This is a genomic window from Streptomyces sp. NPDC054813, assembly GCF_053611365.1.
This window is the reverse complement of the sequence record NZ_JBSHAF010000014.1, coordinates 228,351-243,534: the sequence shown is the minus strand read 5'-3', so window position 1 is coordinate 243,534 and position 15,184 is coordinate 228,351. Positions and strand designations below refer to the sequence as shown.

Genomic DNA, 15,184 nt, shown 5'->3' with positions numbered 1-15,184 from the left:
GCGACGTTCAATGTGAGTGACCAGGCTGTTGATGTCAATGGTTCCCTTCTCGTAATGCGACATTTAGAGTGGTGCTCTAAGCGTGCGAAGTGAAGGAGGTACCGGGACGTGCGACTGACCCCCACGGAACGTGACCGGCTGCTGCTCTTCGGAGTCGCCGAGCTGGCCCGCGCCCGCCGCGCCCGGGGCCTCAGGCTCAACGTGCCGGAGGCCACCGCACTGATCGCGGACACCGTCTGCGAGGCGGCCCGGGACGGCAGGCGGCTCGCCGAGGCCATCGAGGCGGCCCGCGCGGTCCTCGGCCCGGCCGACGTGCTGCCCGGCGTCGCCGACGTCGTCACCGAGGTGCACGTCGAGGCCGTCTTCGACGACGGCTCACGGCTCGCGGTCGTCACCGACCCGATCGGGGGCGGCGGGCTGGGCGAGGAGGGGCCGGGCGCGCTGCTGCCGGGGCCCGAGCACACCGACCCGGCGGCGGTCGTGCGGCTGTCCGTGACCAACACCGCGACCGTCCCCGTCTCCGTCACCTCCCACTTCCACTTCTTCGAGGCCAACCCGCGCCTCGACTTCGACCGCGCCGCCGCCTACGGCCTGCGGCTCGCCGTGCCCGCCGGGTCCTCGGTGCGCTTCGGACCGGGGGAGTCGCTGGAGGTCGGCCTGGTGCCGATCGGCGGCGCCCGGGTCGCCATCGGCTTCGCCGGGCTGGTCGACGGGCCGCTGGACGCGCCCGGCGCCCGTGAGGAGGCGCTGCGCCGCGCGGCCGCCTGCGGCTACCTGGGCATCCACGACGAGGAGGCAGGCCGATGAGCCGTCCCGGAGGCCACCCGGCCGAGGCCCGTCGCCTCACCCCGTACGAGTACGCGGCCACCCACGGCCCCCGGGCCGGTGACCGGGTCCGCCTCGGGGACTCGGGGCTGGTGATCCGCGTCGAGGACGACTCCCAGCGCTACGGCGACGAGTTCCTGGCCGGCTTCGGCAAGACCGCCCGCGACGGACTGCACCTGAAGGCCGCCGCCGTCCGCGACACCTGTGACGTCGTCATCAGCAACGTCGTCGTGATCGACGCCGTGCAGGGCATCCGGAAGGTGTCCATCGGCATCCGCGAGGGGCGGATCTGCGCGATCGGACGGGCCGGGAACCCCGACACCCTGGACGGCGTCGACGTCGTGGTCGGCACCGGCACCTCGATCGTCTCCGGCGAGGGGCTGATCGCCACCGCCGGGGCCGTCGACACCCACGTCCATCTGCTGTCGCCGCGCATCATGGAGGCCTCGCTGGCGTCCGGCGTCACCACGATCATCGGGCAGGAGTTCGGGCCGGTGTGGGGCGTCGGCGTGAACTCGCCCTGGGCGCTGCAGCACGCGTTCAACGCCTTCGACGCCTGGCCGGTCAACATCGGCTTCCTCGGGCGGGGTTCGTCCTCGCACCGGGCGCCCCTGATCGAGGCCCTCGCCGAGGGCGGCGCCTGCGGCTTCAAGGTGCACGAGGACATGGGCGCCCACACCCGGGCGCTGGACACGGCCCTGCGGGTCGCCGAGGAGCACGACGTCCAGGTCGCCCTGCACAGCGACGGGCTGAACGAGTGCCTGTCCGTCGAGGACACCCTCAGGGTGCTGGAGGGCCGCACCATCCACGCCTTCCACATCGAGGGCTGCGGCGGCGGACACGTACCGAACGTCCTGAAGATGGCCGGCGTCCCCAACGTCATCGGCTCCTCCACCAACCCCACCCTGCCCTTCGGCCGGGACGCGGTCGCCGAGCACTACGGGATGATCGTCTCCGTCCACGACCTGAAGACCGACCTGCCGGGCGACGCGGCCATGGCCCGGGACCGCATCCGCGCCGGGACGATGGGTGCCGAGGACGTGCTGCACGACCTGGGCGCGATCGGCATCACCTCGTCCGACGCGCAGGGCATGGGCCGGGCCGGGGAGACCGTCCGCCGTACCTTCGCCATGGCCGGCAAGATGAAGGCCGAGCTCGGCGCCCCGGACGACGGCCACGACAACGAGCGTGTGCTGCGGTACATGGCCAAGCTGACCATCAACCCGGCGATCGCCCACGGACTCGCGCACGAGGTCGGCTCCATCGAGGTCGGCAAGCTGGCCGACATCGTGCTGTGGTCGCCCGAGTACTTCGGGGCCAAGCCCCAGCTCGTCCTCAAGTCCGGCTTCCCGGCGTACGGCGTGACCGGTGACCCGAACGCGGCCACCGACACCTGCGAACCCCTGGTCCTCGGACCGCAGTTCGGGGCCCACGGGGCGACCCCCGCCGACATCTCGGTGGCCTTCGTCGCCCAGGCCGCGCTCGATCAGGGCGACGACACGATGCCCACCCGGCGCCGCCGGGTCGCGGTCCGCGGTACCCGCTCCATCGGCCCCGCCGACCTGCGGCTCAACTCCCGTACCGGAGCGGTCGACGTGGACCAGCGCACCGGCCTGGTCACCCTCGACGGCGAGCCGCTGCGCTCGGAGCCCGCCGACTCCGTCTCCCTCAACCGCCTCTACTTCCTCTGAATGCCACAGCCTGTGAAGGACCCCCGCATGGAGCCCCGTATGGACCCCCACCTGAGCACTCCCGCCTCCGACGGCTTCCGGATGCCCGCGGAGTGGACCCCGCACGAGCGCACCTGGATGGCGTGGCCGGGCCCCAACCCCACCTTCGACGACCCGGACGACCTCCGCGCCTCCCGGACGGCCTGGGCCTCGGTGGCCCGCGCGGTCCTGCGCTTCGAGCCGGTGACGGTGGTCTGCGGCCCCGGTCAGTCGGCGGCCGCCCAGACGCTGCTCGGCCCGGGCGTCGACACCGTCGAGCGCGAGCTGGACGACGCCTGGATGCGGGACATCGGGCCCACCTTCCTCACCGACGGGCGTGAACTGGCCGCCGTGGACTGGACGTTCAACGGCTGGGGCGCCCAGCACTGGGCCCGCTGGGAGCACGACGCGAAGATCGCCGGGCATGTCTCGGACCTCGCGGGTGCGAAGACCTACGCCTCGAAGCTGGTCAACGAGGGCGGTGCGATCCACGTCGACGGCGAGGGGACCGTCCTGCTGACCGAGACCGTGCAGCTCGGGCCCGAGCGCAACCCCGGCTGGAGCCGCGCGGAGGTCGAGGCGGAGATCCACGGGATGCTCGGCACCCGCAAGGCCATCTGGCTGCCCCGCGGCCTCACCGGCGACTACCCGCCCTACGGCTTCGGCACCCTCGGGCACGTCGACATCGTCGCCGCCTTCGCCCGCCCGGGCGTGGTCGTCGCCCACCACCAGCCGGACCCGGCGCACCCCGACCACGAGGTGACCAACGAGGTCATCGGCCTGCTCAGGTCCCAGACGGATGCGCGCGGTCGCACGCTGGAGGTCGTCGAGGTCCCGGCCCCGACCGTCCTGGAGGCCGACGGCCACTGGGCCGACTACTCCTACATCAACCACTACCTCTGCAACGGCGGGGTAGTGCTCTGCGGTTTCGACGACCCTCGCGACGAGACGGCCGCCGGGATCTTCCGCCGTCTCTTCCCCGAGCGGACGGTGACACTGGTGGACGCCCGTACGATCTTCTCCGGCGGTGGCGGCATCCACTGCATCACGCAACAGCAGCCGAAGATCTAGTAGTACGAGGAGCAGCACATGGCCGGTGGGCGCAGACAGGCCCCGCCCCGCGAGGACGTGCTCGCTGCCGCCATGGACATGATCGCCGACCGCGGCCTGGAGAAACTCACCATGGCCGCGCTCGGCCACGAGGTCGGCATGAGCAGCGGCCATCTCCTCTACTACTTCCGCTCCAAGGACGAACTGCTCCTCCAGACCCTGGAGTGGAGCGAGGGCCGGCTGGGCGCCGAGCGCGGCCGGCTGCTCACCCGCCGCGGCACCGCCCGCGAGCGCCTCGACGCCTATGTCGACCTGTACGTCCCCGTCGGCCACCGCGACCCGCACTGGACGCTCTGGCTGGAGGTCTGGAACCGCTCGCAGAACGCCGACGAGGCCGCCCGCGACCGCCAGGCCGCCATCGAGGGCGCCTGGCACCGCGACCTGGTGGCGCTGCTCGCGGAGGGCATCTCGCAGGGCGAGTTCCGGCCCGTCGACCCCGACCGCTTCGCCGCGCGCCTGCGGTCCCTGCTCGACGGCTTCTCCATCCACGTGGCGATCGGCCTGCGCGGCACGGACCGGGCCCAGGTGCTCGGCCATGTGCGCGAGTTCCTGGAAGCGGACCTCCTCGCGGACGCCTGACCCGCACGGGCACACCGGTAACGAACAGGACGTCTTCGTACGGCATTTCAGGACGTCTTCGTACGGCATTTGCAGTAAAGGAATCTCGTGTTCCCCCGCCGGGCAGGAACGGCCCATGGGACGACAACACTGGAAGAAGATCTGGGTCGGTTCGGCGGGCAACATGGTCGAGTGGTTCGACTGGTTCGTGTACGCGAGCTTCGCCACCTACTTCGCCGGGGCGTTCTTCCCGAGCGGAGACCCCACCGCGCAGCTGATGAACACCGCCGGCATCTTCGCCGTCGGGTTCTTCATGCGCCCGGTGGGCGGCTGGCTGCTCGGCCGGGTCGGTGACCGAAAAGGCCGCAAGGCCGCCCTGACCCTCACCGTCACCCTCATGTCGGTGTCCGCGCTCCTCATCGCCGTCGCCCCGACCTACGACGTGGCCGGCTACGGCGGAGCCTTCGTACTGCTCGTCGCCCGCCTGCTGCAGGGCCTGTCGGTGGGCGGCGAGTACGCGGCCAGCGCCACCTACCTCACCGAGGCCTCCGACCCGCGCCGGCGCGGCTTCGCCTCCAGCTTCCAGTACGTGTCGATGACCGCCGGCCAGATCGCCGGCCTCGGCCTGCTGATCGTCCTCCAGCACACCCTCTCCGACACCGCACTGCACGACTACGGCTGGCGCATCCCGTTCGTCGTCGGCGCCCTCGGTGCCGCCGTGGTCTTCTATCTGCGCCGGACCATGCTGGAGACCGAGGTCTACGCCGAGGACACCTCGGACACCGCCGAGCGCGGCACCCTGCGTGCCCTGTGGCAGCACCGCCGGGAGGCGTTCCTGGTCATCGCGCTGACCATGGGCGGCACGGTCGCCTACTACACGTATACGACGTACCTCACGAAGTACCTCTCCAACTCCGCCGGCCTGTCCAAGGAGACCGCGACCCTGGTCTCCTTCACCGCGCTCACCGTCTTCGCCTGCCTCCAGCCGCTCGCCGGCGCTCTCTCCGACCGCATCGGCCGCCGGCCGCTGCTGATCACCTTCGCGGTCGGCTCGACCGTCCTCACCGTGCCGGTCCTGACCCTCCTCAAACACGCGAACGGTTACTGGCCCGCCCTCGGCCTCTCCCTCCTCGCCCTCGTCGTGGTCACCGGCTACACCTCGATCAACGCCTGCGTGAAGGCCGAGCTCTTCCCGACCGGCGTCCGCGCCCTGGGTGTGGCCCTGCCCTACGCCCTCGCCAACGCCCTGTTCGGCGGGACGGCGGAGTACATCGCGCTGTGGTTCAAGAACGCCGGGCTCGAGTCCGGCTTCTACTGGTACGTGGCGGGCTGCGCCGCCGTATCGCTTGTGGTGTACGTCACCATGCGGGAGACGAAGGACCTGGATCTGGCACGGATGAGGTCTCAGGACCCGTCCACCGTGACGACCGCATCCTGAGACGGTCGGTGAGCCGGGGGCGGGTTGTGCAAGACTTCCCCCGTGCTCTCGTTCGCCATGATTATTGGCAGCAGGCGCGCCGGTCCGCAGTGACCACCACGTACGACCAGGTACGGGTGGCCATCGTCGTCCTCGACCCGCGCGCAGACCTCTCGCACCCGCGAGGGGTTTTTTCGTTTTCCGGCCCACCTTCAGCCGGAAGGCCAGCGCGAGGGACCATGGAGGGACGGTGGAGCCGGTCATTCCGGTACGACCGAGATTCGACATCAGGAGCCTAGTGACCATGACCGAGACGGCAACCAACGAGCTGGACGACTCGTTCCACGTCTTCGACACCACGCTGCGCGACGGTGCGCAGCGCGAGGGCATCAACCTCACCGTCGCGGACAAGCTGGCCATCGCACGGCACCTGGACGACTTCGGCGTGGGCTTCATCGAGGGCGGCTGGCCGGGCGCCAACCCCCGGGACACCGAGTTCTTCGCCCGCGCCCGGCAGGAGATCGACTTCAAGCACGCCCAGCTGGTCGCCTTCGGCGCCACCCGCCGGGCCGGGGCCAAGGCGGCGGAGGACCCGCAGGTCAAGGCGCTGCTGGAGTCAGGCGCCCCGGTGATCACGCTGGTCGCCAAGTCCCACGACCGCCATGTCGAACTGGCGCTGCGCACCACCCTCGACGAGAACCTGGAGATGGTCCGCGACACGGTGTCCTTCCTGAAGGACCAGGGCCGCCGGGTCTTCGTCGACTGCGAGCACTTCTTCGACGGCTACCGCGCCAACCCTGAGTACGCGAAGGCGGTCGTCCGGGCCGCCTCGGAGGCCGGCGCCGACGTGGTCATCCTCTGCGACACCAACGGCGGCATGCTCCCCGCCCAGGTCAACGCCGTGGTCTCCACCGTCATCGCCGACACCGGCGCCCGGCTCGGCATCCACGCCCAGGACGACACCGGCTGCGCGGTCGCCAACACCCTGGCCGCCGTCGACGCCGGTGCCACCCACGTCCAGTGCACTGCCAACGGCTACGGCGAGCGCGTCGGCAACGCCAACCTCTTCCCGGTGGTGGCCGCCCTGGAGCTCAAGTACGGCAATAAGGTGCTGCCGGACGGCCACCTCCGCGAGATGACGAGGATCTCCCACGCCATCGCCGAGGTCGTCAACCTCACCCCCTCCACCCACCAGCCCTACGTCGGTGTCTCGGCCTTCGCCCACAAGGCCGGCCTGCACGCCTCCGCGATCAAGGTCGACCCGGACCTGTACCAGCACATCGACCCCGAGCTGGTCGGCAACACCATGCGCATGCTCGTCTCCGACATGGCGGGCCGCGCCTCCGTCGAGCTCAAGGGCAAGGAACTCGGCATCGACCTCGGCGGCGACCGCGAACTGGTCGGCCGGGTGGTGGAGCGGGTGAAGGAGTACGAACTCAAGGGCTACACCTTCGAGGCCGCCGACGCCTCCTTCGAACTCCTCCTGCGCGCCGAGGTCGAGGGCAAGCCGCGCAGCTACTTCCGCGTCGAGTCCTGGCGGGCCATCGTCGAGGACCGCCCCGACGGCACCCACGCCAACGAGGCCACCGTCAAGCTCTGGGCCAAGAGCGAGCGGATCGTCGCCACGGCGGAGGGCAACGGCCCGGTCAACGCCCTCGACCGTGCCCTGCGCGTCGCCCTCGAAAAGATCTACCCCCAGCTGGCCAAGCTCGACCTGGTCGACTACAAGGTCCGCATCCTGGAGGGCAAGCACGGCACCGAGTCCATCACCCGCGTCCTGATCTCCACGTCCGACGGCAGCGGCGAGTGGTCGACGGTGGGCGTCGCGGAGAACGTCATCGCCGCCTCCTGGCAGGCCCTGGAGGACGCGTACACCTACGGCCTGCTGCGGGCGGGCGTGGAGCCGGCGGAGTAGCGGCGGCGAAGCCGGGGGCTGGGCTCACAGCCCCCGGCTCGTTCCGCCGTACCGCCTTACTGCAGGTGCCACTTCTGGTTCGCGGCGCCCGTGCACGTCCAGATCTGGGCCCGGGTCCCGTTCGCCGACGAGTTGCCCGTGACGTCCAGGCACTTGTTCGCCGCCGCGTTCACCACGTCACCCGTCGAGGAGTTGTACGACCACTGCTGTGCCCCGGTGCCGTTGCAGTCGTACAACTGGACCTTCGCCCCGTCCGCGGTGGAGGCCGAGGTCACGTCGAGGCACTTGCCGAGCGCGCGGACCGAGCCGTCGGACTGCACGGTCCACTGCTGGGCGGTGGAGCCGTTGCAGTCGTAGAGCTGCACGGCCGTACCGTTCGTCGTCGAACCGCCCGCCACGTCCAGGCACTTGCCGGCGAGCCCGACGAAGGCGCCGGTCTGGCTGCCGCCGCCCGACTGGGTGCCGGACCAGGTGAAGGTCGCCGAGGTCTTGCCGGGCAGTGAGTAGGTCGCGTGCTGGGAGCCCCAGTTGATGGTGACGGTCTTGGCCGCGGACGAGTCGTTGTAGGCGATCAGCGCCTTGGAGCCGTCCGGGTTGCGCCAGGCCACGTTCGGCACGGCGGTGGACGCGGTGGAGGCGATCCGCTGCGCACCGGGCCGTACGAACTTCGTCAGGTGCCCCATCGTGTAGTACTCGACCGTGTAGTCGACGGTCCCGCTCGCGCCGTCCCCGTTGTGCACGGTGATCAGCCCGGTGCAGGTGCCGCAACCGCCGTTGTGCGGGCCCATGTTCTGGTCCACGGCCAGCGACCACTTGGTCACCGACTTCGCCCAGTTGCGGGTGTAGTCGATGATGTTGTTCATGTCCTCGCGCTGCTGGTTGGCGATCCAGGTGCCGCCGGAGTGCTCGGTGCCGAAGGCGTCCAGCGTGGGGTACTGGTTGTGCACGGTGGTCTGCTTGTTGATGTCACCGCCGTAGCCGTGCCAGGCGATCCCGCCGAAGTTGGGGTGGTTGCGGATCGCCGCGTCGTCGACGCTCGCGGCCGCGTAGGAGTCGTATACGTCCCAGTTCCAGTCGTGCGCGAGGACCTTGGTGGACAGGCCGGCCGACTGGAGCTGCGGCAGCAGGTCGTTCTTGAGGAAGTACTGCAGTCCGGACGCGTTCCAGCTCATCGACGGGTAGCCGGAACAGCAGGTGGGCTCGTTCTGCGGGGTGACGTAGGAGACCTTGACGCCCTGTGCCTGGTAGGCCTGGAGGTACTTCACGAAGTACGCGGCGTAGGCGGCGTAGTCCTCCGACTTGAGCCAGCCCCCGTTGAGTGAGCCGCTGTCCTTCATCCAGGCCGGTGCCGTCCATGGCGAGGCCATGACAGTCAGAGAGGGGTTCAGCTGGAGCGCCTGCTTGGTGAGCGGGACGACGTCCGCGAGGTCGTGGGAGATGGAGAAGCTGTTGAGGTTCGGGTCGGTCTGGCCGGCGGGTATGTCGTCGTACGTGTACCCGTACCGGGCCAGGTCGGAGGCGCCCATCGGATTGCGCAGGAACGACAGCCCGATGCCGTCGGTGGGGGAGAACAGCTTCTTCATGGTGGCGTCCCGGGTGGCCTGGGACAGCGCGCCGCTGCTGTTCATCAGCCAGGCCGCGGTGTCGGTGAAGGACGCGCCGCCTCCGGTGAAGGTCTGGTAGCGGGTGTTCTCGTCGACGGTGATGTTCTCGCCGGTGCCGCCGCTGCCGGACTGGAAGGCGAACGGCGTCTGTGCCTGGAGCCCGCGGGTGACATGGCGCCCGCCGGAGTCGTCGGTGGTGGTGAGGTACGCGGTGACCTGCTCACCGGCCGCGTGCGCGGACGGTACGACCGCGCTGAGGCCGGCCACGGTGAGCAGCCCGGCCAAGAACAGCCGGACCGTGTGGGGGGTGGTTCTCATGGACACATCGCCCTTCCTGACGGATGTCTTGACGGGGGTGCGAGCCGTTAGTTAACTCACGTCGTGATCTAAGCCATGAGTGAACTGTGAGAGCCCTGAGTGAACCAGAGAGTCGAGGGAAGGTCCATGCCAAGAGCCGCCCTGCTCGTGTCCACCGCCCTACTCGCAGCCCTGATGCCCCTGTCCGCGGCCCGCGCCGCCGACGACCCCGCCCCGACCCCCGTCGACCGCTTCGAGGGCGAGGTCCCCTTCGCCGCCCAGCCCGCCGAGGGCATCTTCACCTGGGGAGGGGACAGCGACGACCCGCCCGCTCTCCAGTTCGCCGACCGGGCGGACGCCCCCGAGGGCGCCAAGGTGCTCTCCGGGACGTACGACATCAGCGGCTACGGCGGCTTCACCCACGACTTCGCCGCCACCGAGCCCGCCCACGACTGGTCCGCCCACAAGGGCATCCGCTTCTGGTGGGACGGCCAGGACAACGGCAAGAAGATCGCCTTCGAGATCAAGGACGGCGGCGCCAACGGCGAGGCCTCCGAGCTGTGGACGACGTCCTTCACCGACGACTTCTCCGGCTGGAAGCAGATCGAGATCCCCTTCGCCGACTTCGTCTACCGCACGGACTACCAGCCCGTCGGCGGTATCGACCACGTCCTCGGCCTGACCCAGATGTGGGGCTACGCGCTCACCCTCCCCGTCGGGCTCAAGGGCCAGTTCGCCATGGACGACGTGGAGTTGTACGGCAAGGCCGACCAGGCCCTGCGCGCCTCCGTCACCACCGATGCCGCCGTCTACCCGGTGCAGGAGGGCCGCACGGCCGCGGTGAAGGTCTCCGTCGGCGCCACCGGCTCCGTCCCGCTCGACGAGCCGGTGACCGTCGCCTACGAGACGGCCACGACCGGCACCGCCGCCTCCGGCAAGGACTACACCCCGGTCTCCGGCACCCTCACCTTCCCGGCCGGGACGGTCTCCGGGGCGACGCAGACCATCAAGGTACGGACGTTGAAGGGCCGGTCCGGCGAATCGGCCGAGACCATCCCGCTGAAGCTCACCGTCACCGGCGCCAAGGCCCCCGCCGAGACCCCGCAGGTCGTCATCGACGCGCACGGACTGCCGTACCTGGACAGCAAGTTGTCCGTGAAGAAGCGGGTCGCCGACCTCCTGTCCCGGATGTCCCTGGCGGAGAAGGCCGGGCAGATGACCCAGGCCGAGCGCGGTGCCGTGGGCAACGGCGGTGACGTCGCCGCCTACGATCTCGGCTCGCTGCTCTCCGGCGGCGGCTCGACGCCCACGCCCAACACCGCCGAGGCCTGGGCGAAGATGATCGACGGCTTCCAGCTGCGCGCGCAGGCGACGCGGTTCCAGATCCCGCTGATCTACGGCGTGGACGCGGTGCACGGCCACAACAACCTGGCCGGCGCCACGATCATGCCGCACAACATCGGCATCGGCGCGACCCGCGACCCCGGGCTCGCCGAGGACGCCGGCGCGGTGACGGCCGCCGAGGTCCGCGCGACCGGCATTCCCTGGGACTTCGCCCCCTGCCTCTGCGTCAGCCGCGACGAGCGCTGGGGCCGCTCCTACGAGTCCTTCGGCGAGGACCCCGCGCTGGTGAAGTCCATGGAGACCGTGATCCAGGGCCTCCAGGGCCGGGCCGACGGACGTGACCTCAAGGACGACGACAAGGTCCTGGCCACCGCCAAGCACTTCGTCGGCGACGGCGGCACCGAGTACGGCTCCTCCACGACCGGGTCGTACACCATCGACCAGGGCGTCACCAAGGTCACCCGGCAGCAGCTGGAGGCCATCCACCTGGCGCCCTACCAGACCGCGGTCGACCGGGGCATCGGCACGGTCATGCCGTCGTACTCCTCGCTCGACATCCTCGGCGACGGCCAGGGCCCGGTGAAGATGCACGCCCGCGCCGACATGATCAACGGCGTGCTCAAGGGCCGGATGGGCTTCGACGGCTTCGTGATCAGCGACTGGAACGCCATCGACCAGCTCCCCGGCGACTACGCGGCCCACGTCAGCACGGCGGTCAACGCCGGCGTCGACATGATGATGGTCCCCTACAGCTACCAGGACTTCACCAAGACCCTGACCGACGAGGTGAACGCCGGCCGGGTCAGCGAGCAGCGGATCGACGACGCGGTCTCCCGCATCCTCACCCAGAAGTTCAAGCTGGGTCTCTTCGAGCACCCGTACGCCGACACCTCCGGCGCCTCGAAGATCGGCTCCGCCAAGCACCGGGCGGTGGCCCGCCAGGCGGCCGCCGAGTCGCAGGTGCTGCTGAAGAACGACAGCGGGGTCCTGCCCCTGAAGAAGTCGCAGAAGGTGTACGTCGCCGGGTCCAACGCCGACGACCTCGGCAACCAGACCGGCGGCTGGACCATCACCTGGCAGGGCGCCTCCGGTACCCACACCACGGGCACCACCATCCTCCAGGGCATGAAGAACGCCGGGGGAGACGTCGCGTACTCGAAGGACGCCTCGGCTCCGACCAGCGGCTACGACGTGGGTGTGGTCGTCGTCGGCGAGACCCCGTACGCCGAGGGCGTCGGAGACGTCGGCAACGGCAACGACCTGGCGCTGACCCCGGCCGACCAGGCAGCCGTGGACAAGGTGTGCGCGGCCATGAAGTGCGCGGTGCTGATGGTCTCCGGGCGTCCGCAGCTGATCGGCGACCGGCTCGGCGAGATCGACGCCCTGGTGGCGTCCTGGCTGCCGGGCACCGAGGGCGACGGCGTGGCCGACGTGCTCTACGGCAAGAAGGCCTTCACCGGCCAGCTCCCGGTCACCTGGCCGAAGTCCGAGGCCCAGCTGCCGATCAACGTGGGCGACGCCTCGTACGACCCGCAGTACCCGTACGGCTGGGGTCTGACTACCCTGGCCAAGCCGTCGAAGGGCGGCGAGGCCACCCTGCGGGCGCTCGGCGTCGCGGCGAAGGCCGCGGAGCGGGCGGGCGCCGCCTCGGCCGGCCGGAAACTGGTCACCAAGGCGCGACTGCTGGTGCAGGCTGAGATCGGACAGTCGATCACGGCAGCCGTCTCGAAGCCCTTCGCCGACGCCGACCACCTGCTGCTGACCGGCAGGTACGCGGCGGCGGTGGAGAAGCTGACGGAGGCGTACAGAGCAGCATAAGAAATGACAGGTTATGGGGGGTTTCGGGTAAATTGCGGAACATGAAGTCCGTGCTGCGGACCCGGACCCGAAGCCTCCCAGGCCTGCTGCTGGCCCTGCTGGTGATCGCCCTCACGGCGTTCGCTCCGCAGGCCACGGCGGCCACCGGTGTCTCGACGATCGCCGACGCCCTGCGCAAGAGCCCGGTGTACGTCGACCCGGCGGCCGCCGCCCAGCTCTCCACGGCCGAGGCCGACACGCTGGCCCGGCAGATCAAGGACGCGAACAAACCCCTGTTCATCGCGGTCCTGCCGGCCGGCTACCCCACCCAGGACCTCTTCACGAACCTGCGCACCGCCACCGGCATCACCGGCCTGTACGCCGTCCGGCTCGGCGACCGCTTCGACGCCCGCGCCGACTCCTCGGTGCTGCCCCGGACGGCCGTGCAGAACCTGGTCACCAGCGTCCAGGGCGAGACCGTGAACACCCAGCTGACCGACTTCACGAACCGCGCCCTGACCAACCTCGGCGGCAAGGCGCCCTCGACCTGGGGCGGCGGCAGCGCGGACGGCTCCGGCGTCTCCAGTACGGCGCTGATCGCGATCGGCGCGGTGATCGTGGCCGGCGGGGCGGGCGCCTACACCCTGGTCCGCCGCAACCGCCGGCGCCACCAGGAGGAGCAGCGGGCCGCCCTGGACCGGCTCCGGGTGGTCGTGGACGAGGACATCACCGCCTTCGGCGAGGAACTGGACCGGCTCGAATTCCACCCGGCCGAGCCCGGCGCCGACGACGCCATGCGCGCGGACTACGAGCGTGCGCTGAACGCCTACGACCAGGCGAAGCAGTACATGGCCGACGCCCGCAGACCGGAGGGCGTGCGGGCGGTCACCCAGGCCCTGGAGGACGGCCGTTTCTCGCTGGCGCAGCTCGCCGCCCGCCGCGAGGGCCGCCCGCTCCCGGAGCGCCGGCCGCCGTGCTTCTTCGACCCCCGGCACGGCCCCTCGGTCACGGACGCCACCTGGACCCCGGCCGGCGGCTCGCCCCGCGAGGTCCCGGTCTGCGCGGCCGACGCCACCCGGCTGGCCGACGGCCGTGACCCGGCGATCCGCGAGGTCGACACCGACCACGGCCGCCGCCCCTACTGGGACGCGGGCCCGGCCTACGGCCCCTGGGCGGGCGGCTACTTCGGCGGCGGCCTCCTCCCCGGCCTCCTCATCGGTACGGCCCTGGGCGGCTGGATGTCCGCCCCCGCCTACGCGGCCGACTACGGCACCGGATACGGCGACTTCGGCACCGGCGGCTACCAGGGCGGCGACCTGTCGGGCGCGGACTTCGACCCCGGGGACTTCGGCGACTTCGGTGGCGGCGGCGGGGACTTCGGCGGCGGGGGCGGCGACGGCGGCGACTTCGGAGGCGGTTTCTGACCTACTCCGCGTCCCCCAGCCGCTCCAGCACGGCGGGTCGCCCTCACCCTGACCCTCGCCGCCACCCAGCGCACCGTACTGGGCAGCCGGCATGACGACAGCCCTCTCCCTGCTCCTCGGCTACTTCGGCCAGAACGCGGAATCCCTGCTGCCGACCCGCCTGGCGGCCATCGCGGTGGGCGCGACCCTCTCGGTGGTCTCGGCGTGGTGGCTGCTGCCGGTACCCCGCAGGAGGGCGGTCACTTGAGTCACGAAACGTGGACGGCGGTGGAAACGCCGACGGATTCCTGACGTCCGCATCGCGCATCCATCGCACATTCACGGATGAAACACCGCGAGAAAACCCCTGTAGTCGCCTTTACGGAGTACTGGTGCGGCCGCGCAGGTCGGTGCGCGCGCTGTCGAGGATTTCGTCGGCGAGGGCGGGGTCGGCATCAGCGACGGCGCGTGACAGAAGCAGGGCCCCGGCCATCTCGCTGAACATTGCGATGGCGCGCGCCCGCCGCTCGCCTTCGTCGAGTCCGGGCGCTTGGACGATCTGTGTGAAACGGTCGAGATTGGCCGCCAGGCCCTTCGCGTAGTGCGCGCGGGCGGCCGGCTCCAGTCGGCGGGCGTCGCCGGCGAAGCCCGTGTTGGGGCAGCCGTGCTCGACGTCGGCACGGTGTTCAGGCGACAGGTACCAGTCGATCCGTTCCCCGAGCGGGTCGCCGCCGCGGGCCTGGGATGCCGTGACGGCTTCGTCGAGGTTGCCGAACCCGTCCGCCATCGCCTTGGTGACGACCGCGTCGACGAGCGCGTCCTTCGAGGCGAAGTGGTTGTAGAAGCCACCGCGCGTCATTCCGGCCGCGCCCATCAGCTCGACGAGGCCGACGGCATCGACGCCGCGCTCACGGAACAGACCGTCCGCGGCGGCGATGATCGCCTCTCGGTTCGCTGCCGCCTGCTGCTTCGAGACGCCCACTGTCTCCTCCCAATCCCAGCTCTTCGTAGGACTGTAGCGAGCCGGACCGAAGATCTCAATGTCGATCGACATTGACATCGCTGCGCGGTGGGCGTAAAAACGATGGCGATCGACATTGTGATGCGGGCCGTGGAGCTCATCGGTTGCCTCGTGGAGGCCGGCATGACGACATCCGAACAGAGCAAGTCGTGCTCCACGGCCGGTTTCCGCCCGGCAGTTGACC

At 70.5% G+C, this 15,184-nt stretch carries 11 protein-coding genes; 9 read left to right on the top strand and 2 right to left on the bottom strand.

Annotated elements, in window-relative coordinates:
• Positions 1-108 precede the first annotated feature (108 nt).
• The 6 genes from ureA to cimA all read left to right on the top strand — a co-directional run bounded on the left by ureA (position 109) and on the right by cimA (position 7,534).
• On the top strand, positions 109-807 hold the full coding sequence (gene ureA, locus ACWGJB_RS28150) for an urease subunit gamma (protein WP_453382853.1): 699 nt from the start codon (positions 109-111) through the stop codon (positions 805-807).
• Complete coding sequence (locus ACWGJB_RS28145) at positions 804-2,516, top strand: urease subunit alpha (protein WP_453382852.1); 1,713 nt, start codon at positions 804-806, stop codon at positions 2,514-2,516. Before ureA ends, ACWGJB_RS28145 begins: the two co-directional genes overlap by 4 nt.
• 51 nt (positions 2,517-2,567) lie before the next feature.
• The gene (locus ACWGJB_RS28140; protein ID WP_453382873.1) at positions 2,568-3,605 is read left to right on the top strand and encodes an agmatine deiminase family protein; all 1,038 of its coding nucleotides are present in this window, start codon (positions 2,568-2,570) and stop codon (positions 3,603-3,605) included.
• A gap of 18 nt (positions 3,606-3,623) precedes the next feature.
• Entirely contained in the window at positions 3,624-4,223 is a 600-nt protein-coding gene (locus ACWGJB_RS28135) for a TetR/AcrR family transcriptional regulator (protein WP_453382851.1), read from the top strand.
• A gap of 115 nt (positions 4,224-4,338) precedes the next feature.
• Entirely contained in the window at positions 4,339-5,640 is a 1,302-nt protein-coding gene (locus ACWGJB_RS28130; protein WP_453382850.1) for an MFS transporter, read from the top strand.
• Between the two features lie 283 nt (positions 5,641-5,923).
• A complete protein-coding gene (gene cimA / locus ACWGJB_RS28125; RefSeq protein ID WP_453382849.1) occupies positions 5,924-7,534 on the top strand; it encodes a citramalate synthase in 1,611 nt (536 codons plus the stop codon).
• A gap of 56 nt (positions 7,535-7,590) precedes the next feature.
• Here the strand turns inward: cimA and ACWGJB_RS28120 are convergent, their stop codons facing one another.
• Positions 7,591-9,456, bottom strand: a complete 1,866-nt coding sequence (locus tag ACWGJB_RS28120) for an RICIN domain-containing protein (protein ID WP_453382848.1) — start codon at positions 9,454-9,456, stop codon at positions 7,591-7,593.
• Positions 9,457-9,582: 126 nt separating this feature from the next.
• On the opposite strand from ACWGJB_RS28120, the gene ACWGJB_RS28115 reads away from it, so the two are divergent.
• The 3 genes from ACWGJB_RS28115 (at position 9,583) to ACWGJB_RS28105 (ending at position 14,247) form a co-directional block, all read left to right on the top strand.
• Complete coding sequence (locus tag ACWGJB_RS28115; protein ID WP_453382847.1) at positions 9,583-12,597, top strand: glycoside hydrolase family 3 protein; 3,015 nt, start codon at positions 9,583-9,585, stop codon at positions 12,595-12,597.
• Between the two features lie 41 nt (positions 12,598-12,638).
• Complete coding sequence (locus ACWGJB_RS28110; protein WP_453382846.1) at positions 12,639-14,000, top strand: hypothetical protein; 1,362 nt, start codon at positions 12,639-12,641, stop codon at positions 13,998-14,000.
• 91 nt (positions 14,001-14,091) lie between these two features.
• Positions 14,092-14,247 (top strand): hypothetical protein, encoded by a 156-nt coding sequence (locus ACWGJB_RS28105; RefSeq protein WP_453382845.1) that lies wholly within the window; start codon positions 14,092-14,094, stop codon positions 14,245-14,247.
• Positions 14,248-14,358: 111 nt separating this feature from the next.
• On the opposite strand, the gene ACWGJB_RS28100 is transcribed toward ACWGJB_RS28105, so the two are convergent.
• Complete coding sequence (locus tag ACWGJB_RS28100) at positions 14,359-15,033, bottom strand: TetR/AcrR family transcriptional regulator (protein WP_453382844.1); 675 nt, start codon at positions 15,031-15,033, stop codon at positions 14,359-14,361.
• Positions 15,034-15,184 lie beyond the last annotated feature (151 nt).